This is a genomic window from Cobetia sp. 5-25-4-2, from assembly GCF_013374075.1.
Taxonomy (GTDB): domain Bacteria; phylum Pseudomonadota; class Gammaproteobacteria; order Pseudomonadales; family Halomonadaceae; genus Cobetia; species Cobetia marina.
On the sequence record NZ_BLWK01000008.1, the window covers coordinates 65,475 to 86,860 of the forward strand.

Below are 21,386 nucleotides of genomic sequence, written 5' to 3' on the forward strand. Positions count from 1 at the left end.
TGCGGGTCAGGCCCTACATATCCCGAGGCCCCGTCGTGCATTCGCAGGCGGGGCCTCATGGCTTGATGATCCGTGCCCTTCGGGACGGAGAGCCAGTGGAGTCGTGTCATGCAAGCCACATTAGTCGAAATTCCGTTCGGCGAGCCGCCGTTCAGCCTGCTGGATGAGCGCAGCCGGGCACGGCTGGCCGAGAACGTCGACCTGCAGTACTTCGCGGCCCTGGAGCAACCGCTGATACCGGGAGCGGTGGGAGAGGCGCTCTTCATCATCCACAAGGGCGAGGTGGTCGAGCTGGCGGCAGAAACGCCATTGCCGGACACCGCCACCCTGGAGCAGGCGCGACGTGAGGGTCACGACGCCTGGCTGAGTCTGCGCATCGGGCATTACAGCAAGGGAGATCTGTTCGGGGCCTTGACCCTGCTCAATGGCGAATGCCGGACACGCTTCGTCTGCGAGCAGGAAACGCTCTGCTATCAATTGCCGGCCGACCACTTCCGTCAGCTGTGTGAAGACAATCCCGGGTTTGAGGAGTATTTCCAGCACAGCCTGCGTGACAAGGCCCGACTGCTCGCGGCGTATCGGGACACCCGACTCGGCAGCAGCCGGGACCAGACAGGCTTCATGCTGGCGAGGGTGATGGATTGCATGCGTCCGCCACTGGTGATGCCAGCCAGCAGTAGCATCGAGGCAGGCGTGAAGGCCATGGGAGAGGCTGGTGCTGACAGTCTGATCATCGAGGTACAGGGCCGTTGTGGCGTGGTAACGCGCACCGATCTGCTCAACGCACTGGTGCTGGAGGGACTCCCTGCCACGCATCGTCTCGCCCCTCTGGGCACCTTCGCGCTGGTGGCGGTCACCGCCGAGGATTATCTGTTTCAGGCACTGGTCCAGATGACGCGTCATCGGGTCGCCCGCGTGGTGGTGCAGGAATCGCTCGCTGCCGATGCCAAGGTGGTCGGGGTCATCGAGCTGACCGATGTGCTGGGCTTCTTCTCCAATCGTAGCCAGCTGGTCAGTCTCGAGATCGAGCGCGCGGCGGATCTGGAGGCGCTGGCGCTGGCCAGTGCTCGCCTGCCGGAGCTGGTACGCGCGCTGGTTCTCCAGGGCGCGCATCTGCGCCATGCCATGGCACTGCTCAGCGCCCTCAATGGACGTCTGATCGAGCGCACCTTCGCCCTGCTGGTGGAAGAGCAGCACCGAGTCTCCTGCTGTCTGATGCTGATGGGCAGTGAGGGGCGTGGCGAGCAGATGCTCAAGACCGACCAGGACAACGGGCTGATTCTCGCTGATGGACATCAATGGCCAGACTGCAGCGACACCATGCAGACCTTCAGCGCTACCCTGGCACGCCTCGGCTATCCACCGTGTCCGGGCAACATCATGGTCTCCAATCCAGAGTGGGTCGCGACCGAATCCCGCTGGCGCGGCAAGGTGGCGCGCTGGTGTGCCGGACGCGATGGGGAGGCGCTGATGAATCTAGCCATCGTCTTCGATGCACGCGCCAGCGGTGGCAATGCCGAGCTGGTCGACAGTCTGCGCGGACACCTGGTGCAGCATGCCCGACGTGATGAATTGCTGCTGTCGCACTTCGCGCGCCCGGCATTGCGGTTCTCGACGCCGTTGACGCTGTTCGGCTCACTGCGCTCACCCCGCCATGGCATCGACATCAAGAAGGGCGGCATCTTTCCCATCGTGCATGGGGTACGCACCATGGCGCTGGAGCGTGGCGTGATGGCGACCGGCACCTTTGCGCGTCTTGAGGCGCTGGTAGAGGAGGGGCGTATCGAGGCCAGCGACAGCGAAGATCTGTCTGAGGCCCTGTCGCTGTTCTCCGAACTGCGTCTGCGTCAGCAGTTGCGGCATCTCGAGGAGGCGCCGGCCAACGCTGGCCGACACGCTGAGCAAGAGCTGTCCGAGGCACGGGGTAACGCCAGCACCGCCAGTGCCAATCTCATCATCACCCAGTCGTTGTCTTCGCTGGAGCGGGACCTGCTGCGCGATGCCTTGAGTCGGGTCAAGGATTTCAAGCAGCGCCTGACCCATCGTTATCACCTGGATTACTGACGCGCGGCCGAGCGCCGCAAGGAGATGGCATGTTCCAGCAGCTACGTCGTGCGGCAGACCGCCGCCGCCATGGGCATGGCGAGTTTGCCGAGCTGTTCAGACCTTGGCACGCCAGTGAACATGAGGGAGAGCGGGTGGCACTGGATTGCGAGACCACCAGTCTCGATGTCGAGCGTGCCGAGCTGGTCTCGCTGGCGGCGGTACGTTTCGATGCGCGCCGGGTGAGGACGGCCAGCGCGCTGTCGTTGCAGCTCCAGTGTCCGGAAGGCCTGCGCGGTGACTCCATCCGGATTCATCGCCTGCGCGGAATCGACCTGCATGGTGGCGAGGCGCTCGGCGACGCCTTGCACCAGTTGCTGGCCTTCATCGGCAATCGCCCGCTGGTGGGGTGGTGCATCGATTTTGATGTCGCGGTGATCAATCGCCACCTGCGGCCACGTTTCGGCTTCGACCTGCCCAATCTGCGTCATGATCTCGCGCGCGACTACCTGAAGCGCTGTCGTCACGCTCAGCCCGAGGCCGCGCCGGACCTGCGCTTCGAGGCCATGGCCGAGGCGCTGCAGGTGCCGGTGATCGGGCGGCACACCGCGCTGGGGGATGCCGTGACCAGCGCCATGATGGCGCAGCGCCTGATGCTGCCGGTCACTCAAGTCGTGCCACGTCACGATGCCTGTTCAGGCTCATGAGCCTGAACCACCTGGTCCATGCGTCGCCCGGGCGACGAGCCTGTGGTTGATGGCCCTGCGATTGATGGCCCTGTCGTTGTTAAACCTCTTGGCTAATAAACCAAGGTCTGTTGCCGGAATGTCCAATGGCAAGACATCACCAGCTTGGCCACACTGGCCCCATACGACGACGCCACGCTGCTTTTCCTCATCGTGACAGGCATGCGCGAGCCCTTGTCGAACCGGATTACACGCCAGTGCAGTACCGACCAGCAACACGGTCAGCCATGCAGGATGCATTACCGAGCAGCTTGATAATCATAACGGGGTAGCGACAGCGTGCAGAGGTCATGATCGACGAAGACCTGCTGTCAGCCAGCCCCAGTCAGGCCCGAGGGATGTGAACGCTTCGCCCTGCGCGATGACGGATGCACTCTCGGGATCGCCATCACTACGCCAGGTGATGGCACCGGGCCTTGGGCACCTGCCTGAGGCCCGGTTTCAGATTGGGCACCACGAGCTGTTGCCTTTCTTGCCTATTCAGGGTTCTTGCCCACGAGGTGCGACATGCTGATCGCGACCAACACGTTATTGATCATTGGCCTTGCCATCGTTCTGTTTGCCTATTCCCTCTACATCCGTCGTACCCAGGATGTCCGGGGAGTACTGATGTTCTGGTCTCGCAAGCTGGCGCTCACCGCGCTCGAATTCCGACTGCAGCGATTCGGCATCATGGTGATGCTGGGCGGAGTGGTCATCCGCTATCTGGAAGTCCTGCGGCTGTTCTGATCGCTTCCCGTCATCTGCACGAATCCCCCCACGCCCGCTGACTGCGGGCGTCTTGCGTATTGCGGCAGGCCGTCCGCCTCTGTGACGTGACACTGGCCGATGCTAGACTGTGTGCCCTCCCAAACTGCCTGTCTGATGCCCCATGTTCACACCTGAAACTGACGCCACCTCCCGCACGCATGACGCAGCGGATGCCAAGCATGAGCTGAACAAGCTGCAGAAGCGGCTGCGCCGCAATGTCGGCACCGCCATCACGGATTACGGCATGATCCGCGATGGCGACAAGGTGATGGTGTGCCTGTCAGGTGGCAAGGACTCCTACACCATGCTGGACATCCTGATGAACCTGCAGCGCAATGCGCCGGTCCAGTTCAGTCTGGTGGCGGTGAATCTGGATCAGAAACAGCCCGGTTTCCCGGAGCACGTGCTGCCGGCATGGCTTGAGTCAGTGGGCGTGGAATACCACATTCTCGAGCGTGACACCTATTCCATCGTCAAGGAGAAGGTGCCCGAGGGCAAGACGACCTGCGGGCTGTGCTCACGCTTGCGGCGTGGCTCGCTGTACGGCTTTGCCACCGAGATAGGGGCGACCAAGATCGCCCTTGGCCATCACCGCGATGACATTCTCGAGACGCTGTTTTTGAACATGTTCTTCGGTGGCAAGCTCAAGACGATGCCGCCCAAGCTGCTGTCGGATGATCAGCGGCATATCGTCATTCGTCCGCTGGCCTATTGCCGCGAATCGGACATCGAAGCCTATTCCACGGCGCGTCAGTTCCCGATCATTCCCTGCAACCTGTGTGGCTCCCAGGAGAACCTGCAGCGTCAGGTGGTCAAGGAGATGCTGCAGGACTGGGAGACGCAGCATCCCGGGCGGCTCGAGACCATGTTCCGTGCCGTCACTTCCGTGGCACCCTCGCACCTGGCGGACCGTGAGCTGTTCGACTTCGCGGGGCTGGATGAGAAGCGCGATCGCTTCCAGGCCACGCGTATCGATGCGCTGGACATGGACTCGGAGCAGGCCGGCATGGCAGAAGACCTCTTCGAAGCCGAGCGCCGTGTTCAGACTGCCTCCGAGACTGCGGCCTCATTGGGCCGGGAGCTCTAAGCCCGGATCCTGCTGACATCCGCGAATCCCCGACGCCATCTCGCCTGTCGCGAGGTGGCGTCGTGCGTTTCAGGGCCGGTAATCCGTAAATGGCAAGACGGGACAGCGCTGGCGTGCGTGAGTGGAACGTCATCGACAGTTGATGGCCCGCGACCATTGTCGTCTCGCCTGACGGGGCAACTGTCCGCATGCTCTGAGGATGTCGGATGACCCAAGGGCAGGGGGCGGTGATGGACAATGATGTCGATGAACGTGGCAATGGTCAGCAGGGCCAACGTCTGGCGGCGACGGTGCTGCATGGCTTTGATGAGTACCGCTCGCGCTTCAAGCAGATTTCCAGCGATGCCAGACGGCGTTTCATCGAGGCCGACTGGCGTGAGGCACAGCAGGCCTCGGCGGCACGCATCAACCTCTATGACGAGAAGGTCGCCGCGACCATGGAGCGTCTGGCGCGCGCCTTCGAGCCTGAGCGTCTGAGCGAATGCACCCTGTGGGGCGAGGCCCGACGCCATTACATGACGCTGATCGATCAGCGCCTGGACTACAAGCTGGCCGAGACCTTCTACAACTCCATCTTCTGCAGTGTCTTTTCCCACCGTCATATCCGGGACGACTGGATGTTCGTGTCATCTTCCCGGCAGGCGCCAGCTCGCCACTCCGGGATGAGCATCAGCCACCGTGTGCCGGTCGAGGGTGATTGGGCAGGGGCGCTGGACACGGTATTGAGCGAGGCCCCGCTGGGGATCGCCTTCGAACACCAGGGGCGCGACGTGACATTGGGCGCCGAGATGCTGCTCGAGGTGCTGCCACCCGAGGTGCGTGAGGCCTCCGATGCCACCTTCGAGGTGCTGCGCAGCGTCTTCTATCGCAACAAGGGGGCCTACCTCATCGGACGCATCGAGGGCGGCGGGCAGACGCTGCCGCTGGTGCTGCCGGTACTGCATACCGAACGCGACGGCGTCTATCTCGATACCGTGATCATCGAGCCCGAGGAAGTCTCGATCATCTTCTCCTTCACCCGCGCCTACTTCCAGGTCGAGATCGAGGTGCCCGGTGAGGTGGTGGGCTTCCTGCAGACACTGATGCCCGACAAGCCCATCGGCGAGCTCTACGCTGCCATCGGGTTCTACAAGCACGGCAAGACCGAGCTTTTCCGTGGCCTCAACGACCACGTCGCCAGTCGCACCGACCGATTCATCATCGCGCCGGGCGTGCGAGGCATGGTGATGGCGGTCTTCGTGCTGCCCAGCTATCGACTGGTCTTCAAGCTGATCAAGGATCGCTTTGCGCCCAGCAAGGACATGAGCCGCGACCAGGTGCGCCAGAAGTATCGTCTGGTCAAGCGCCACGACCGCGTCGGCCGTCTGGCGGACACCCAGGAGTTCTCCAATTTCGCCGTCGGACGCGATCATTTCGATCCCGACTGCCTGGCCGAGCTGCTGGAGGTCTGCAGCTCCTCCATCACGCTGCGCGGCAACAAGGTACTGATTCGGCATTGTTATACCGAACGCATGATGACGCCGCTCAATCTCTATCTCGAGCAGTGTGATGAGGATGAGACTCGCGCCGTGCTCAATGACTACGGCAATGCGATCAAGCAGCTGGCCGCGGCCAACATCTTCCCCGGCGACATGCTGCTGAAGAACTTCGGCGTGACCCGTCATGGTCGGGTGGTCTTCTACGATTACGACGAGATCAACTATCTCACCGAGTGCAATTTCCGCGAGATTCCCGAAGCGCTCTACCCTGAGCAGGAGATGGCCAGCGAACCCTGGTATTCCGTGGGACCGAACGACATCTTCCCGGAAGAATTCGGCCCCTTCCTGTTCGCGGATCTTGGGCTGCGCAAGCTGTTCTACGAGCTGCATCCGGAAATCTTCCAGGCCAGCTGGTGGAAGGGGCTGCAGGATGCCATCACGGCGGGACGGGTGATCGATGTCTACCCCTATCGCAACAAACGACGTTTCGGGGTCGATCGCAGCCAGGACTTCATCGATGACTGAAGGCTTGCGTTCGGACAGGAAGCGCCCCCAGGCTCGGCAATGGGACGTCACGATCAAGTTCACAGCGAGAGAGAGTGTTGGATGAGTGAAGGTTTCAGGGATCCTGGCGCGCGCCATGGTCGGCATCTGGTCGTGCTCAGTGGCGCAGGCATCAGCGCGGAAAGCGGTCTGCGCACCTTCCGTGCGGAAGATGGCCTGTGGGAAGAGCACCGTCTGGAGGAGATAGCCACTCCGCAGGCATTTCGGCGTGATCCGCAGAAGGTGCTGCGCTTCTATGATGATCGCCGTGCCCAGGTCCGGCGGGCCAGGCCCAACGCGGCGCACAAGGCACTGGCAGAACTTGAACAGGCCGGTTTTCGTGTCTCGGTGATTACCCAGAATATCGATGATCTGCACGAGCGCGCCGGCTCGCGCGAGGTCATGCATCTGCATGGCGAGATTCTCAAGGCACGCTCGAGCGTCGACCACGGCTTGCGCTACCCGCTGCCGCGCGGTGGCATTCGGCTGGGAGATCTGTGTGACAAGGGCAGTCAGTTGCGCCCGGACGTGGTGTGGTTCGGCGAGGCAGTGCCACTTTACGGCGTCGCCGAAGGCATCGCGGCGGAAGCGGATCTGCTGTTGATCGTGGGGACCTCGCTCAAGGTGATGCCGGCCTCGAATCTCTATGCAGCGGCACCGTTGGATGCCCCCATCGTGCTGGTGGACCCGAATGCCCATGAGCTGGCGGAGCCCGGCGTGCATCCCCTGGCGGAAAGCGCCGGGCAGGCAGTGCCACGTCTTGTGCGCCATTGGTTGTATCAGGGACACCTGGGCCTGCCTGATACGTTATGATGCGCGGCTTCAGGCCTGCCATGGGCGGTGGGCCAGCAATCCCGGAGGCAAGCAACCTTCGGTGACCGGAAATTGAAAGCATGTTTGAGACGCTGAATCGTTTCTTCCCGCTGTGGGCCCTGTTGTTCGCCGGCCTCGCCGTGCTGGCGCCGGCGCCTTTCGTGGCCCTCAAGGATGTCATCCAGCCGCTGCTGGCCCTGATCATGTTCGCCATGGGACTGACGCTGTCGCGTGAGGATTTCATGCGTGTCGCACGTCGCCCGGGGCCCATCGCGCTGGGCCTGCTGCTGCAATACAGCGTGATGCCGCTGGCTGCCTTCCTGATCGCGCGGCTGCTGGGGCTGGACCCCGCGTTGACGGTCGGCATGGTGCTGGTGGGGGCCACTGCGGGGGGAACCTCCTCCAACGTGATGACCTGGCTTGCCGGTGGTCACGTGGCCCTGTCCGTCTCGATGACCATGGCCTCGACACTGCTCTCCATCGTGATGACGCCGCTGTTGACCTGGTGGCTGCTGGGGACGGACATCGACGTGCCGGTGAGCGGCATGCTGCTGAGCATCGCCAAGCTGGTGGTGGCGCCCATCGTGCTGGGTGTCATCGTGCATCACTTCGCGCGTGACGCCATCCGCGAGTGGGAATCGGCGCTGGCGAGTCTGGCCATGCTGGCGATCGTGCTGATCATCGCCATCGTGGTGTCGCTCAATGTCGGTCGCCTGGCCACGCTGGGCCCGCTGGTGGCATTGGCCGTCGTGGCGCACAACGCCATCGGCCTGAGCGCCGGCTATGGCCTGTCGCGCCTGTTCGGACTGGATGAGCGTACCTCGCGCACCATCGCCATCGAGGTCGGCATGCAGAACTCCGGACTGGCGGCGTCACTGGCCAGCCAGTTCTTCTCCGCCACGGCGGCGTTGCCGGGAGCGATCTTCTCCATCTGGCACAACGTCTCCGGCTCGTTGCTGGCCGGTTACTGGAAGCGTCGGCCGCCGAAGTTCGTGACCGGCGGCAAGCACCGCTACGAGGTATAGCCGCGACACTCGCTGAGTGAACCACGCTCGGCGACATGAGACGGCCACATGAGAAAGGGACACGCATGCTAGAATGCGCGTCCCTTTTTCTTTGGTACTGACCACCCATCATGTGTGATTCCCGTCTTACGCCGGCCGCTGGTCATCCCGCCAGCGTTGATCAAGCCGCTTCCTCCGCCCCGGAGTCGACCGAGCCGGGCGAGGCCAGCGGTATCACGATGCTTCCCAGTGGCGAGCCGGATGAGTGGCACGGACGCCACCCGCGACGGGAATTCAAGGCGCGTGGCAGCCAGGTGATCCGTTGCGAGGCCTGCCGTCTGCCCAGGCTCAACTGCCTGTGTCCGTATCAGGTCAGCGCGCAATCACGGATCACGTTCTGGTTGATCACCCACCCGCTGGAGCACTACAAGCCCACCAATACCGGGCGCCTGATCGCGGATGTGCTGGCGGGCACCGAGGTCTTCAGCTGGTATCGTGTCGAGCCGGACCCCCGCCTGCTGGCGCTGCTGGAAGATGAGCGCTATCAGCCGTTCATCATCTTCCCGGACGATCAGCCGGACTACGCTGATCGCGTGGTCGACGTGAACGCCATCGCCGGTGTCGGGCCCGAGGTGGCGACGCATACCGCCAGTGGCGAGGAGCGCATTCCGGTCTTCATCCTGCTGGACGGGACCTGGCGTCAGGCGCGTCGCATCTTCCGCAAGAGCCCTTATCTGGACGGTCTGCCGGTGCTGCCGCTGCACACCACGCGTCTGACGCGCTATCACCTGCGCAAGCCGGCGTCCCAGTCACATCTGTGCACGGCGGAGGTGGCGGCGGAGTTGCTGCGTCAGGCGGGGGAGGAGGAGGCGGCCAACGTGCTGGATGATTACTTCGACGCCTTCAACGACTGCTATCGCGCCAGCCGGATTCACTATGTGCTGGAGCCGACCGCACCGATGCGTCGGCTGTTGGCTCGCCGTGAGGCCAAGGACGGCGAATAGCCGTGACACAGAAGTGAGAACGCCCCCGTCGGAGCCATCCGGCGGGGGCGTTCGCGTTGAGGGGCGGGCAGGAGCTTGTCCGCTCCGCCTGCTCGACGGGCAGGACTCAGCGTCGCCAGAAGGCCGGCGTGAACAGAACCAGAACCGTGAAGATCTCCAGGCGTCCCAGCAGCATCGCCAGAATCAGGATGCCCTTGGCTGCCCCCGGGATATCGCCGTAGTGGGTCGCGACCTCACCGAGTCCCGGCCCCAGGTTGTTGAGCGCAGAGCCGACCGCCGACCAGGCCGTGACCTGATCCAGTCCGGTGGCCAGCATGCCCAGCATCATCAGCACGAACAGCAGCAGGTAGACGGAGAAGAAGCCCCACACTGCCTCCGCGACCCCTTCGGAGATGCGCATCTTGCCCACCTTGACCGAGAGGATGGCGTTGGGGTGGATCAGACGATGCACCTCACGCACGCCCTGCTTGAGAATCAGCAGGATACGGATGACCTTCATGCCGCCGCCGGCGGACCCGGAGCACGCGCCGATGAAGGCGGCGATGAACAGCATCATCGGCAATACGCCCGGCCAGCCGGTGAAGTCGGCGACGCCGAAGCCGGTGGTGGTGGCCACCGAGACGGCCTCGAACAGGCCATGGCGCAGCGCCTTGCTGTCATCGTAGCTGCCGGTGAGCAGCAGGCCGGCGATGGTCACGCAGGTCAGGATCAGCAGCAGGATCAGGAAGAAGCGGGTCTCGGGATCGCGCAGATAATGACTGATCCGCCCCTCGCGCCAAGCGGCGAAGTGCAGGCCGAAACTGATCGAGGACACCACCATGAAGAACACGCAGATCATCTCGATGGTGGCGGAATCGAAGTAGCCGATGCTGGCATCGTGGGTCGAGAAGCCGCCCACCGCGACGGTGGAGAAGCTGTGGCCGAGGGCATCGAACCAGCTCATGCCGGCGGCCCAGTAGCTGGCGAAGCACACCAGGGTCAGGGCGGCGTAGATGTACCAGAGCGCCTTGGCCGTCTCGGTGATGCGCGGCGTCAGCTTGGAGTCTTTCAGCGGCCCGGGGATCTCGGTGCGATAGAGCTGCATGCCGCCGATACCGAGAGTCGGCAGGATCGCCACCGCCAGTACCACGATCCCCATGCCGCCCAGCCACTGCAGCTGCTGGCGATAGTAGAGGATGGAGTGGGGCAGCAGATCGAGCCCCGTCATCACCGTCGCCCCGGTGGTGGTAAGTCCCGAGAACGACTCGAACATGGCGTCGATGATCGACAGGTTCGGGTCTTCGGCGAGCAGGAAGGGCAACGACCCGAAGGCACCCAGCACCGTCCAGAACAGTACCGTGATCAAGAAGCCATCGCGGTTGCGCAACTCCTTGCGGGCATGCCGGTTGGGATAGAACAGCGCGAAGCCGGTCAGCAGGGTGATGCCGAGGGCGATGGCAAAGGCGCTGAGGGTATGGTCCTCGAAGGCCAGCGAGATGAGCATCGGCGGGACCAGCGTCAGGCTGAACAGCATCAGCAGAATGCCGAGGATGCGATAGATGACGCGCAGGCTCATGCACGACCCCCACGCATCATGACGCGAATGTGGCGGCCCATGCAGCGAGCCCGGCTTGCGAGAGACATCGTGGCGGCCATCATCAGAAGAAGGTCAGCCCGACCTGGAACAGGCGCTCGACTTCCCGGATACGGCGCTTGTCGACCACGAACAGGATGACGTGGTCGTTGGATTCCACCACCAGATCGTGATGCGCGACCAGCACTTCCTTGCCACGCACCACGGCACCGATGGTGGCACCCTCGGGCAGATTGATGTCCTCGATGCGCCGGCCCACCACCTTGGAGGAGCGCTCATCGCCGTGGGCGATGGCCTCGATGGCTTCTGCCGCGCCGCGCCTGAGAGAGTGCACGTTGACGATGTCGCCCTTGCGCACATGCGTCAGCAGACCGCCGATGGTGGCCTGCTGCGGCGAGATGGCGATATCGATCTCGCCACCTTGCACCAGGTCCACGTAGGCCGCGTTGTTGATCAGCGTCAGTACCTTCTTGGCGCCGAGTCGCTTGGCCAGCATCGAGGACATGATGTTGACCTCGTCATCATTGGTCAGCGCGCAGAAGATGTCGCAGTCCTCGATGTTCTCCTCCAGCAACAGGCGCTTGGAGGTGGCGCTGCCGTGCAGGACCACGGTGCGGTCGAGGCGCTCGGACAGGTCGGTGCATCGGGCCAGCGAGTGCTCGATGATCTTGACCTGATGGGTGTGCTCGAGCGTCTCGGCCAGGCGCTCACCGATGTGGCCGCCACCGGCGATCACCACGCGACGGAAGTTGCGGTCCACACGGCGCAGTTCGCCCATCACGGTGCGGATATCCTTGCGCGCCGCGATGAAGAACACCTCGTCATCGGCCTCGATCACGGTATCGCCACGCGGGATGATCGGACGATTGCGCCGGTAGATGGCTGCCACGCGAGTATCCACGTTGGGCATGTGACGACGCAGGAAACCGAGTTCCTGACCGACCAGCGGACCGCCATAGTAGGCCTTTACCGCTACCAGCTGGGCGACGCCATTGGCGAAGTCCAGCACCTGCAGGGCGCCGGGATACTCGATCAGGCGGCGGATGTGATCCGTCACCACCTGCTCGGGACTGATCAGCACGTCCACCGGAATGGCATCGTGGGAGAACAGGCCCTTGCGGGTCAGATAGGCGGTGGAGCGCACCCGCGCGATCTTGGTCGGGGTATGGAACAGGCTGTGGGCGATCTGACAGGCAATCATGTTGACCTCGTCAGAATTGGTCACCGCGATCAGCATGTCGGCATCTTCGCCGCCGGCCTGACGCAGCACCTGGGGATAGCTGGCCGCGCCGGTGACGGTACGGATATCGAGACGGTTGTGCAGCTCGCGCAGCCGCTCGGTGTCGGTGTCCACGACCGTGATGTCATTTTCTTCATGGGCCAGGTGTTCGGCGAGTGTGCCGCCGACCTGACCTGCACCCAGAATGATGATTTTCATGTCCGGCTCGTCCGCTGTTGCTCAGTCGGCACAGGATAAACCAGTGCCATGACGGAAGACAGCCGTGCCCCGGGAGTCGGGGCACGGCTGTCCTGGTGTGCCAGGCGCATCATCTCGCAAGCCGGGATGCGGTACGCCTGTCCGGTGATCCTGCCGAGCGTCAGGCGCCGGCCTTGGTGATGTGCGCCAGATAGAAGCCATCGTGGCCATTGACCTGCGGCAGCATCTGACGACCGGCACCGGAGACACGGCCCCAGTCGGCCTTGATGGTCTCGGCCTTGGCATCCGGCGTGGCGGCCAGGAAGCGATCCATCACCCGGGCGTTTTCCTGGGTGATGATGGAGCAGGTGCCGTAGACCAGGGTGCCGCCGGGCTTGAGCATGCCCCACAGGTTCTCCAGCAGCTTGCCCTGCAGGCGCGCCAGGTCCCCGATGTCGTTCGGGCGACGCAGTAGCTTGATGTCCGGGTGACGGCGGATGACGCCACTGCCGGAGCAGGGCGCGTCGAGCAGGATGACATCGAAGGCTTCGCCGTCCCACCAGTCGCGCTCGCTGGCATCGGCGCACACGACGCCGGCGCCCAGTTCCAGACGCTCCAGTGTCTCTTCCACGCGTTCGAGACGCTCGCCGTCGATGTCGATGGCAGTGGCGTCCAGCGAGGGGAAGCGCTCCAGCATGTCCGCCAGCTTGCCGCCCGGCGCGGTGCAGGCATCCAGCAGGCGCACGCCTTCCCCTTCGGGGTTGATGGCCGTCACGGCGGGGGCCAGCAGCTGACCGGCCAGCTGGGCGGCCTCATCCTGCACGCTGACCAGGCCTTCCTCGAAGCCCGGCAGGGCGCTGACGTCGCAGGCGCTAGCCAGGGTGATGCCGTGCTCGGCGAAGGGGCAGGCGACGGCGTCGATCTCGGCGTCGGCCAGCTGGGCGAGGTAGTCCTCGCGGCTGATGGCGGCGACGTTGACGCGCAATGTCATCGGGGCCTGGGCGTTGTTGGCGGCGGCGATGGCTTCCCAGTCGTCCGGCCAGTTGCGCTGGAAGGTGTCCAGCAGCCACTGCGGGTGGGAAAGCGCCACGGCGGGGTCCTTGTCGACCTCGGCTTCCAGTGCTTCCTGCTCACGCTGGAAACGACGCAGGCAGGCATTGAGCACGCCCGTCGCCCAGCCCTTGCCCAGGCCGCGTGCGGCGCCAGCGGTCTCACCGACGGCCGCATGCGGCGCGATGCGCATGTACAGCAGCTGGTAGAGGCCGAGCAGCAGCAGGGCGTGGATATCCTGGTCCTGCGCCTTGAAGGACGATTTCAAAAGCTTGCCCGCGAGTGCGTCCAGACGCGGCAGCTGGCGGCAGACACCGAAGCACAGTGCCTTGTAGAGGCCCTGGTCACGCCCGGCGACGCCAGACGGCAGGCCGTCCAGATTCAGAGAGGTCTTTGCCGCCAGTACCGGCGCCAGGGTGCGCGCAGCGGCAACCCGGACGGCAGCGCCCGGTGAGGCCGGGGCATTGTCAGGCTTGCGGCGCGCACCACCGTGCTTCGAACCACCGCCCTTGCTGCGGGCCGGCGGCAGGGAGTTGCGCTTCTTGCCGTTGCCCTTGGAGGACGGGTTGTCTGACTGGCTCATGCGGAAGTCTCGGTCTGTGAATCGGAATCAGGGGCGTGGTCGGCGCCGAGGACAAGGCCCTCGGGGAAGCGCGCGGCACGTGAGTTGAGCAGGTCCTTGACGGACAGCGGCTTGGCACCGGGCAGCTGGGCACGGGTGATCTCCAGCACCTGATGGCCATCACCGCAGGCGATGCGCAGGCAATCATTGCCGGGCGCCAGCAGAGTGCCGGGTGGTACGAAGTCTGCGAGGCGCTGCTCGCCCGTGCGCGACATCCACAGGCGTAGCGGCTCGCCGTCCAGGCGTGTCCAGGCCACCGGCCACGGATTGAAGGCGCGAATGCGCGCGTCCAGCTCGGCGGCGGGACGGGTGAAGTCGAGTTCCGCCTCGGCCTTGGAGAGCTTGGCGGCGTAGGTGACACCTTCCTCGGGCTGTCGGGTAGCCGGAAGATCGCCATCGGCGATGGCGTCGAGGGCCGTGACGATGGCCTCGCCGCCCTGTGCCGCCAGGGCATCATGCAGCTCGCCGCCAGTGGTGCTGGCGGTGATCGGGGTGCGACGGATCAGCAGCATGTCGCCGGTGTCCAGGCCGGCATCCATCTGCATGATGGTGACACCGGATTCGCTGTCGCCGGCCTCGATGGCGCGCTGGATCGGCGCGGCACCGCGCCAGCGTGGCAGCAGGGAGGCATGGATGTTCAGGCAACCGAGGCGCGGGATGTCGAGCACGGCCTGCGGCAGGATCAGCCCGTAGGCCACCACCACCATGATGTCGGCCTCGAGATCGCGCAGGATCTGGCGATCGGCCTCGTCCTTGAAGTTGAGCGGCTGATGGACGGGAAGGTCGTGCTGGAGTGCCAGCTGCTTGACGGGGCCGGGGGTCAGCTTGCGGCCGCGCCCGGAAGGGCGGTCAGGCTGGGTATGGACACTGACGATCTCATGGCGGCTTTCGAGCAGCGCGGCGAGACATTCGGCGGCGAAATCGGGGGTGCCGGCAAAGGCGATGCGCAGGGCTTTCGACATGCAAGAGCTCTCATATGGGGAGCGCGGCCGAGGGCCAGGCTCAAGGTGCTGACGGTAAAGGAGGGATTCAGGCGGTGCCGGTGAATCACTCATCAACAAGCAGGGAGGCCAGAGGAAATCCTCCGGCCTCCCTGCGATGTGACATGGCGCACCGGAGTCCCCTCCAGCGTGCGGATCACGCTTCCTGCAGCTTGTGGCGCTTCTGCATCTTCTTCATCACCCGATCACGCTTGAGCGGGGAGAGGTAGTCGACGAACAGCTTGCCTTCGAGGTGGTCGTTCTCGTGCTGGATGCAATGTGCCAGCAGGCCTTCGGCCTCGAGTTCGTAGGCCTCACCGTTGCGATCCTGAGCGTTGAGCCGTACTTTCAGATAGCGCGGCACTTCGGCGTAGTATTCCGGGATCGACAGGCAGCCTTCCTGCATCGGCTCCTGCGCTTCGCCGATGGGCGTGTATTCGGGATTGACCAATACCAAGGGCTGGGATTGATCTTCGCTGACGTCGATGACGATCAGACGACGATGCACGTCGACCTGGGTAGCGGCGAGGCCAATGCCACGCGCGTCATACATGGTCTCGATCATGTCGTCGATCAGGGTCTGCAGTTCCGCGTCGAAGGTGTCGATCGGGGCGGCAACATTGCGCAGACGCTCATCGGGGAATTCAAGAATTTCGCGCTTGGCCATGACTGGTGTAATTACCGTTGTGCTGTCAGTGGAGATTTGCCTGATATTGTAGTGTGCACAGCCGAGGAACGGAACCGATGGCCTTCAATGCTGCTACTATCGCGGCAATAGTCATGATTGATCGCGAGTTCCGTCAGGCAGGGGCAAGGCTGGGCGGCACGCGCTCGGCGCGGGTTTGAGACAGGCCATCACCACCGACAACAACAGGTGGCATCAACGCAAGGGACGCAGGAATGGGCATGAAACGACTGGTCGGCAACGCCGTGTTCACGGCACTCCTTGGCATGGCGACGCTGGGGGCAAGCGCAGGGACGTCGCTGGCGCAGGCGGCAACCGTACGTGATGACGTACCCTCCACCTATGTGGTGGTGCGCGGCGATACCCTGTGGGACATCTCGGGACGCTTTCTGCGTGAACCCTGGCTGTGGCCGGAAGTCTGGCGTGCCAATCCGCAGATCAAGAATCCACACCTGATCTATCCGGGAGATCGCATCTCGCTCTATTACGAGAATGGCGAGCCTCGTCTGCGCCTGGAGCGTGGCCAGGGCGGCGTGGTCAAGCTCTCGCCCAAGATTCGCAAGATTCCCAAGCGCGAGGCCGTGCCACCGATCCCGCTCGAGAAGATCTCCGCCTTCCTCAAGGACCACCGCGTGGTCGATCCTGGTCTGCTCGAGAATGCGCCCTACGTGGTGGCCGGTGACGACACGCGTCTGATCAGTGGTGCCGGGGATACCGTCTATGCGCGTGGTCAGTGGCCGGCCTATGACACCTTCAGCATCTACCGGACGGGGCAGCGTTACCTGGACCCTGTCACCCAGGAATTCCTGGGCCTGGAGATGATCAGCATCGGGGATGTCCAGCTGGAGCGTCGCGAGGGCGACATCGGCGTGATGCATGTGGTCTCGGCCAATCGCGAGATTCTCAACGGTGATCTGCTGTTGCCGGCCGATGGCGGGGCCATCAGCACCAGCTTCCAGCCACAGCCTCCCGTCGAGGTGTCGGGTGGCGAGATTCTCGCGGCACCGGACGGACTGCGCAACATCGGTCGCAATGACATCGTGGCGCTCAACCGCGGGAGCCGGGATGGCGTGGAGCCGGGCTTCGTGTTCGGTGTCGAGCGTCAGGGCGAGACGATCACCGACCCCAAGACAGGGGAGCCGATCACTCTGCCGGGTGAAGAGGGCGGCCTGCTCATGGTCTTCCGTATCTATGACAAGGTCAGCTATGCCCTGGTGATGAGGGCGGAGCGCCCGCTGAGTGTCGGAGACAAGCTGCTGGAGCCGCATGGCTGAGCAGACATGCCCGGTATTTGATCCGCAACTGTGAGCATCCGCTCGGGAGGTGTGGCGTGTCGATCGATGGTGATGTCGAGCAGCGCCGCCCCTCGCGGGCGGATTTCGTCTTTCTGGCGCGTCTTCCGGGTATCGGTACGCACACCGTGGCCAAGCTGCTTGAACGAGCTGACTGGCCACAGGGGTGGCTGGCGGCACTGCCGTCGCGCCTTGCCGCGCCTGTGCGGCTGTGGTGTGAGCGACCCGCATCTTCACCGCTTCATCAGCAGGTGATGACGGATCTTGCCTGGCATGCGCCAGAGCAGGGGCGTCATCTGCTGACCCCCGCCGATGCCGACTGGCCTGCCATGCTGGCGCTGTTGCCAGACCCGCCCATCGCGCTGTGGGCCCTGGGCAGGCGCTCCCTGCTCGAGCAGCCCATGCTGGCCATCGTCGGTGCCCGCAAGGCGAGCCCCGCTGGCATGACGCATGCGCATGACCTGGCCGCCGAGCTGGTCTCCCGGGGCTGGAGCGTTGCCAGTGGCCTGGCGCTGGGCATCGATGCCGCAGCGCATCAGGGGGCCTTGAATGCTGCGCTGCGCCTGGAAGCCGATGCCTATCCCGCGCCACCCTCGACTCTCGCCGTGCTCGGGTGTGGCGTCGACGTGACCTATCCTGCCCAGCACCATCAGTTGCGGCTCCGGCTGCTGGAGAGCGGAGGCCTGCTGCTGTCGGAGCATCCGCCTGGTACCGGGGCGCATGCCCGTCATTTCCCGCGTCGCAATCGTCTGATCACCGGCCTCTCGCATGGCGTGCTGGTGGTGGAGGCCACGCTGCGCAGCGGCTCGTTGGTCAGCGCGCGTCTGGCGATGGAGCAGAACCGCGAGGTCTTCGCTTTGCCCGGGCGGATCGATGACATCGCCTCCAGCGGATGTCTGGAGCTGATCCGTCAGGGGGCTACCTTGGTACGTGATGTCGATGACATGCTCGCCGAGCTGAGCCATCTGATGCCGACGGAGCAGCGTCGCCCCTTGGCCAGCCCTCGAGGTGTCGTTGACTCGCCATCCACGCCTCGCGTCTCCTCCTCCCGTTCCGTGCCGACGGGGGCGCGCGGCAATGCGCTACCCGAGAATCTGCCGCTGCTGGAGGGGGACAGGCCTGTCGCGGAGACGTCACCTGTGCCTGCCCCGCTGTGTTATCTGAGTGCGATGCCACTGGCACTGGATCAACTGGTGGAGCTCTCGGGGACGCATGTGAGTGTCCTGAGCATGCAGCTTCTGGAGCTGGAGCTGGAAGGGCGTGTGGTGCAGGCGCCGGGAGGCTGGAAACGCCTGTAAGCCGTTCAGACATCCCGTCATGGCCCGTCGTGTTTCACGCAAGCTTGCGCAGCGAGCCGTCTCTAGACATCAAAACGCCCTTCAGCGCTGCCTCGGCGGCATCTGAAGGGCGTTCCTGTTTTCTGCAACCCTCAGGCGAGTCACGCTCGCCTGAGGGCGTTGCCGGCCATGCATGGCCGGCAACGTGAACTCACTTGCCTTGGCTGACGCTGCCGCTCTCGGGTTGCCAGACATTCAGTGCCGCCTCGCGCATGGCACGCTTCTCTGCATCGCTTGCCCCCCAGTTGCCGTCATAGACGACACCTTCCCACTCGCCGTAGGTCGGGTTGGGCAGCATGATGAAGCGGCGTCCGAATTCACCGGCCTGCTTCTCGACTTCCGCGTGGCGTGCCGCGCTGGTGGCTTGCTGGAAGGCCTGATCGAAGTCCCCCAGGTTGTCACCCATCAGGATGACGATGTCGTGCTCGGCCGTGACGCTGGCGCGGCGTGCGGTCTTGTCGGAGCTGTCGGTACGCGGCATCACGTGCTCGGCATTCGCCTGCGGGAAGCCCAGTGTGGCGAGATTGTCGATGGTCGCCTGCTTGCCGCCTGCCTTGCGATTGGTGATGTAGTAGACATCGACACCGCTGTCGTGGGCGTAGTTGAGGAAGTCGACGGCGCCCGGGGAGGCGGTGGAGACGGCGTCGTCTACCCAGTCCGCCCAGCTCTGGCTGTCGTAGGTACGGCCTTCGCGCAGCGCCCAGCCACCATAGCTGGTGGTGTCGAGCACGGTATCATCGACATCCACGACCACCGCGAGTGGCTTGTCCTCGGCACTGCGACGCGCGAGTGCCAGATTCAGGCGATCGTGCGCCACATTGAAGGCCTGCAGCGACAGACCATGGAATTCAGCGCTGCGTTGTATCCAGAGGGTCGCCAGCATGGCCTGGTCGCTGAGTGGAGCGGCCTGGGCGGCGGCGGGGGCCCCACCTTCGGTGGAATTCAGGGAAGGCGTCTGTTCCGCTGTCGGGGCTCCAGAGCTGGCACAGCCGGCCATCGTCAACAGGAGGGCGGCAGACGTACCGAGGGTCGCAAGACGGCGCATGAGGCAGGGTTTCCTTGTTCGGGAGGAGAGGGTGGATTCGTGGTGACCTGCGGTCATCGTGATCCAGGGATGATGCGATTGCGGGATGATGACGTGATGTCGGTGCCATCATAAGTCATGCCTGCGCGACTCAGCGTTGCGTCGGCCTCGCGCTGAGTGGCGTGGTAGAATCCGCCGACTGTCGATGCGGCGACAGGCAAGCCGCCTCGCCGTATCCCCTCTGCCAGTGTCCATTTCCAGGAGTCCGTGCGGATCATGAATGCCAGTGCTGTTTCGTTCGATCTTTCCGCGGTAGCGGCGGCTGCCGAGCATGTGCGTGGTGGCGGCATCGTCGCCTATCCCACCGAGGCCGTGTGGGGGTTGGGATGTGACCCCGACGATGGCGAGGCGCTGTCGCGCCTGATCCGGCTCAAGGAGCGCGATCCGTCCAAGGGACTGATCCTGATCGCCGGCGACGTGATGCAGATCGAGCCCTGGCTTGAAGGGATCTCCGAGCAGCAACGTGAACGGTTGATGGCCAGCTGGCCTGGCCCCTTCACCTGGCTGGTGCCTGACAATGGTCGCGCCCATCCGCTGCTCAAGGGAGAGCACGTGAGTCTGGCGGTACGTGTCAGTGATCATCCTCTGGTCCAGGCGCTGTGTGCGGCGCTGGATGGCCCGCTGGTATCCACCTCGGCCAATCGTGCGGGAGACGCTCCGGCGATGACGGCTGCCGAAGTGCAGGCTGCCTTCGGTGAGGCGCTGGCGGATGACGTGATTCTGACGGGGCCGCTGGGCGGCAATCCTCGCCCCAGTACCATTCGTGATCTGGTGACCGGCGAGGTCCTGCGGGCCTGAGCGTTCACTTTCTTGATGCAGGTCAGGCACGCAGACGAGTTCGTCTGCCCGGCCCGCGCGGGAGGGGTATGCTGGCGCTTTCGTTTTCCTCGGCAAGCGCAGCGACGTTATCGTCGCTTTGACATCTTTCATTTTTCGATTCACCGGAGGCATCGTGGCACACGCCAATCTTGAAGACGTGAAGGTCTACCTGCTCGACCTGCAGGACCGCCTGTGTGATGCATTGCAAGCCTGCGATGGCAAGGCTGACTTTCGGGAAGACAGCTGGGAGCGTGCCGAAGGTGGCGGCGGCCGCTCACGAGTCATCGAGAATGGCGGTGTCTTCGAGAAGGGCGGCGTCAATTTCTCGCATGTCTTCGGTCATGAGCTGCCGGCCTCGGCGACTGCCGTTCGCCCTGAACTGGCGGGCCGCAGTTTCCACGCGGTGGGGGTCAGCTGGGTGTTGCATCCCCATAATCCGCATGTCCCGACCAGTCATGGCAACGTGCGCTTCTTCATCGCCGAGAAGGAAGGCGAGGAGCCGGTCTGGTGGTTCGGAGGCGGTTACGACCTGACGCCGTTCTATCCGGTGCTGGAAGATGCCCGTCATTGGCACCAGACCGCGCACGATGCCTGCATCGCCTTCGGCAGTGATGTCTATCCTCGCTACAAGGCCTGGTGTGACGAGTATTTCTATCTCAAGCATCGCGGTGAGACGCGTGGCATCGGCGGCCTGTTCTTCGATGATCTCAACGAGTGGGGCTTCGAGCGTTGCTTCGCCTTCCAGCAGTCAGTGGGAGACAGCTTCCTCGATGCCTATCTGCCCATCGTCGAGCGCCGTCGTGATACGGCCCATGGCGAGCGTGAACGCAACTTCCAGCTCTATCGTCGTGGCCGGTACGTGGAATTCAATCTGGTCTGGGACCGTGGCACCCTGTTCGGCCTGCAGAGCGGCGGACGCACCGAGTCCATCCTGATGTCGATGCCGCCGGTGGTCCACTGGGAGTATGGTTACCAGCCCGAGGAAGGCAGTCCCGAAGCCGCGCTCTATCGTGACTTCCTGCATGCCCGCGACTGGCTGGGCGAAGAGGCCTGATCGCG

Annotated in this window: 18 protein-coding genes; 12 read left to right on the forward strand and 6 right to left on the reverse strand. The window is 64.1% G+C overall.

All coding sequences use genetic code 11. The features are described 5' to 3' along the window. Positions 1–108 precede the first annotated feature (108 nt). The 8 genes from HXS65_RS15180 (at position 109) to HXS65_RS15215 (ending at position 9,468) form a co-directional block, all read left to right on the forward strand. The gene (locus HXS65_RS15180) at positions 109–2,064 is read left to right on the forward strand and encodes a DUF294 nucleotidyltransferase-like domain-containing protein (protein ID WP_176494306.1); all 1,956 of its coding nucleotides are present in this window, start codon (positions 109–111) and stop codon (positions 2,062–2,064) included. A gap of 29 nt (positions 2,065–2,093) precedes the next feature. Then, positions 2,094–2,750, forward strand: a complete 657-nt coding sequence (locus tag HXS65_RS15185; RefSeq protein WP_077380118.1) for a 3'-5' exonuclease — start codon at positions 2,094–2,096, stop codon at positions 2,748–2,750. A 546-nt stretch (positions 2,751–3,296) separates the two neighbouring features. Then, the gene (locus tag HXS65_RS15190; protein WP_077380116.1) at positions 3,297–3,518 is read left to right on the forward strand and encodes a hypothetical protein; all 222 of its coding nucleotides are present in this window, start codon (positions 3,297–3,299) and stop codon (positions 3,516–3,518) included. 142 nt (positions 3,519–3,660) lie between these two features. Continuing rightward, positions 3,661–4,626: a tRNA 2-thiocytidine(32) synthetase TtcA gene (ttcA, locus tag HXS65_RS15195; RefSeq protein ID WP_077380114.1), complete on the forward strand. Its 966-nt coding sequence runs from the start codon at positions 3,661–3,663 to the stop codon at positions 4,624–4,626. Positions 4,627–4,856: 230 nt separating this feature from the next. Further along, positions 4,857–6,629, forward strand: coding sequence for a bifunctional isocitrate dehydrogenase kinase/phosphatase (gene aceK / locus HXS65_RS15200; protein ID WP_077380112.1), 1,773 nt, complete (start codon positions 4,857–4,859; stop codon positions 6,627–6,629). 81 nt (positions 6,630–6,710) lie between these two features. Then, complete coding sequence (locus HXS65_RS15205; protein WP_077380110.1) at positions 6,711–7,460, forward strand: Sir2 family NAD-dependent protein deacetylase; 750 nt, start codon at positions 6,711–6,713, stop codon at positions 7,458–7,460. Positions 7,461–7,540: 80 nt separating this feature from the next. Continuing rightward, positions 7,541–8,485 carry a bile acid:sodium symporter family protein gene (locus tag HXS65_RS15210; RefSeq protein ID WP_077380107.1) on the forward strand — a complete coding sequence of 315 codons (945 nt, stop codon included), beginning with the start codon at positions 7,541–7,543 and terminating at the stop codon, positions 8,483–8,485. 218 nt (positions 8,486–8,703) lie between these two features. Then, positions 8,704–9,468: a tRNA-uridine aminocarboxypropyltransferase gene (locus HXS65_RS15215; RefSeq protein WP_176494323.1), complete on the forward strand. Its 765-nt coding sequence runs from the start codon at positions 8,704–8,706 to the stop codon at positions 9,466–9,468. A gap of 106 nt (positions 9,469–9,574) precedes the next feature. On the opposite strand, the gene HXS65_RS15220 is transcribed toward HXS65_RS15215, so the two are convergent. From HXS65_RS15220 to def, 5 genes are all read right to left on the reverse strand, one after another. Next, entirely contained in the window at positions 9,575–11,023 is a 1,449-nt protein-coding gene (locus HXS65_RS15220) for a TrkH family potassium uptake protein (protein WP_077380103.1), read from the reverse strand. Between the two features lie 82 nt (positions 11,024–11,105). Beyond that, positions 11,106–12,479 (reverse strand): Trk system potassium transporter TrkA, encoded by a 1,374-nt coding sequence (gene trkA / locus HXS65_RS15225; protein WP_077380101.1) that lies wholly within the window; start codon positions 12,477–12,479, stop codon positions 11,106–11,108. Between the two features lie 160 nt (positions 12,480–12,639). Then, complete coding sequence (gene rsmB / locus HXS65_RS15230) at positions 12,640–14,091, reverse strand: 16S rRNA (cytosine(967)-C(5))-methyltransferase RsmB (protein WP_084207894.1); 1,452 nt, start codon at positions 14,089–14,091, stop codon at positions 12,640–12,642. After that, positions 14,088–15,092: a methionyl-tRNA formyltransferase gene (gene fmt, locus HXS65_RS15235; RefSeq protein WP_176494307.1), complete on the reverse strand. Its 1,005-nt coding sequence runs from the start codon at positions 15,090–15,092 to the stop codon at positions 14,088–14,090. Before fmt ends, rsmB begins: the two co-directional genes overlap by 4 nt. A 175-nt stretch (positions 15,093–15,267) precedes the next feature. Then, positions 15,268–15,777: a peptide deformylase gene (gene def, locus HXS65_RS15240; RefSeq protein ID WP_077380095.1), complete on the reverse strand. Its 510-nt coding sequence runs from the start codon at positions 15,775–15,777 to the stop codon at positions 15,268–15,270. 239 nt (positions 15,778–16,016) lie between these two features. On the opposite strand from def, the gene HXS65_RS15245 reads away from it, so the two are divergent. Continuing rightward, the gene (locus tag HXS65_RS15245; RefSeq protein WP_218015102.1) at positions 16,017–17,069 is read left to right on the forward strand and encodes a LysM peptidoglycan-binding domain-containing protein; all 1,053 of its coding nucleotides are present in this window, start codon (positions 16,017–16,019) and stop codon (positions 17,067–17,069) included. Between the two features lie 56 nt (positions 17,070–17,125). After that, positions 17,126–18,385 carry a DNA-processing protein DprA gene (dprA, locus tag HXS65_RS15250; RefSeq protein WP_254696564.1) on the forward strand — a complete coding sequence of 420 codons (1,260 nt, stop codon included), beginning with the start codon at positions 17,126–17,128 and terminating at the stop codon, positions 18,383–18,385. Between the two features lie 190 nt (positions 18,386–18,575). On the opposite strand, the gene HXS65_RS15255 is transcribed toward dprA, so the two are convergent. Further along, positions 18,576–19,469 carry a 5'-nucleotidase, lipoprotein e(P4) family gene (locus tag HXS65_RS15255; RefSeq protein ID WP_176494308.1) on the reverse strand — a complete coding sequence of 298 codons (894 nt, stop codon included), beginning with the start codon at positions 19,467–19,469 and terminating at the stop codon, positions 18,576–18,578. 255 nt (positions 19,470–19,724) lie between these two features. On the opposite strand from HXS65_RS15255, the gene HXS65_RS15260 reads away from it, so the two are divergent. Both HXS65_RS15260 and hemF read left to right on the forward strand, forming a co-directional pair. Beyond that, positions 19,725–20,306, forward strand: a complete 582-nt coding sequence (locus tag HXS65_RS15260; RefSeq protein WP_176494309.1) for an L-threonylcarbamoyladenylate synthase — start codon at positions 19,725–19,727, stop codon at positions 20,304–20,306. 154 nt (positions 20,307–20,460) lie between these two features. Beyond that, on the forward strand, positions 20,461–21,381 hold the full coding sequence (gene hemF / locus HXS65_RS15265; protein ID WP_077380086.1) for an oxygen-dependent coproporphyrinogen oxidase: 921 nt from the start codon (positions 20,461–20,463) through the stop codon (positions 21,379–21,381). Positions 21,382–21,386: the final 5 nt, after the last annotated feature.

What these genes read in the sequence shown, in the direction of transcription:
- trkA (WP_077380101.1), bottom strand. Translation starts at nt 12,479, where the DNA reads ATGAAAATCATCATTCTGGGTGCAGGTCAGGTCGGCGGCACACTCGCC.
- ttcA (WP_077380114.1), top strand. Translation starts at nt 3,661, where the DNA reads ATGTTCACACCTGAAACTGACGCCACCTCCCGCACGCATGACGCAGCG.
- HXS65_RS15190 (WP_077380116.1), top strand. Translation starts at nt 3,297, where the DNA reads ATGCTGATCGCGACCAACACGTTATTGATCATTGGCCTTGCCATCGTT.
- HXS65_RS15205 (WP_077380110.1), top strand. Translation starts at nt 6,711, where the DNA reads ATGAGTGAAGGTTTCAGGGATCCTGGCGCGCGCCATGGTCGGCATCTG.
- HXS65_RS15185 (WP_077380118.1), top strand. Translation starts at nt 2,094, where the DNA reads ATGTTCCAGCAGCTACGTCGTGCGGCAGACCGCCGCCGCCATGGGCAT.
- HXS65_RS15245 (WP_218015102.1), top strand. Translation starts at nt 16,017, where the DNA reads ATGAAACGACTGGTCGGCAACGCCGTGTTCACGGCACTCCTTGGCATG.
- def (WP_077380095.1), bottom strand. Translation starts at nt 15,777, where the DNA reads ATGGCCAAGCGCGAAATTCTTGAATTCCCCGATGAGCGTCTGCGCAAT.
- HXS65_RS15220 (WP_077380103.1), bottom strand. Translation starts at nt 11,023, where the DNA reads ATGAGCCTGCGCGTCATCTATCGCATCCTCGGCATTCTGCTGATGCTG.
- fmt (WP_176494307.1), bottom strand. Translation starts at nt 15,092, where the DNA reads ATGTCGAAAGCCCTGCGCATCGCCTTTGCCGGCACCCCCGATTTCGCC.
- rsmB (WP_084207894.1), bottom strand. Translation starts at nt 14,091, where the DNA reads ATGAGCCAGTCAGACAACCCGTCCTCCAAGGGCAACGGCAAGAAGCGC.
- HXS65_RS15180 (WP_176494306.1), top strand. Translation starts at nt 109, where the DNA reads ATGCAAGCCACATTAGTCGAAATTCCGTTCGGCGAGCCGCCGTTCAGC.
- aceK (WP_077380112.1), top strand. Translation starts at nt 4,857, where the DNA reads ATGGACAATGATGTCGATGAACGTGGCAATGGTCAGCAGGGCCAACGT.
- HXS65_RS15210 (WP_077380107.1), top strand. Translation starts at nt 7,541, where the DNA reads ATGTTTGAGACGCTGAATCGTTTCTTCCCGCTGTGGGCCCTGTTGTTC.
- HXS65_RS15255 (WP_176494308.1), bottom strand. Translation starts at nt 19,469, where the DNA reads ATGCGCCGTCTTGCGACCCTCGGTACGTCTGCCGCCCTCCTGTTGACG.
- HXS65_RS15260 (WP_176494309.1), top strand. Translation starts at nt 19,725, where the DNA reads ATGAATGCCAGTGCTGTTTCGTTCGATCTTTCCGCGGTAGCGGCGGCT.
- HXS65_RS15215 (WP_176494323.1), top strand. Translation starts at nt 8,704, where the DNA reads ATGCTTCCCAGTGGCGAGCCGGATGAGTGGCACGGACGCCACCCGCGA.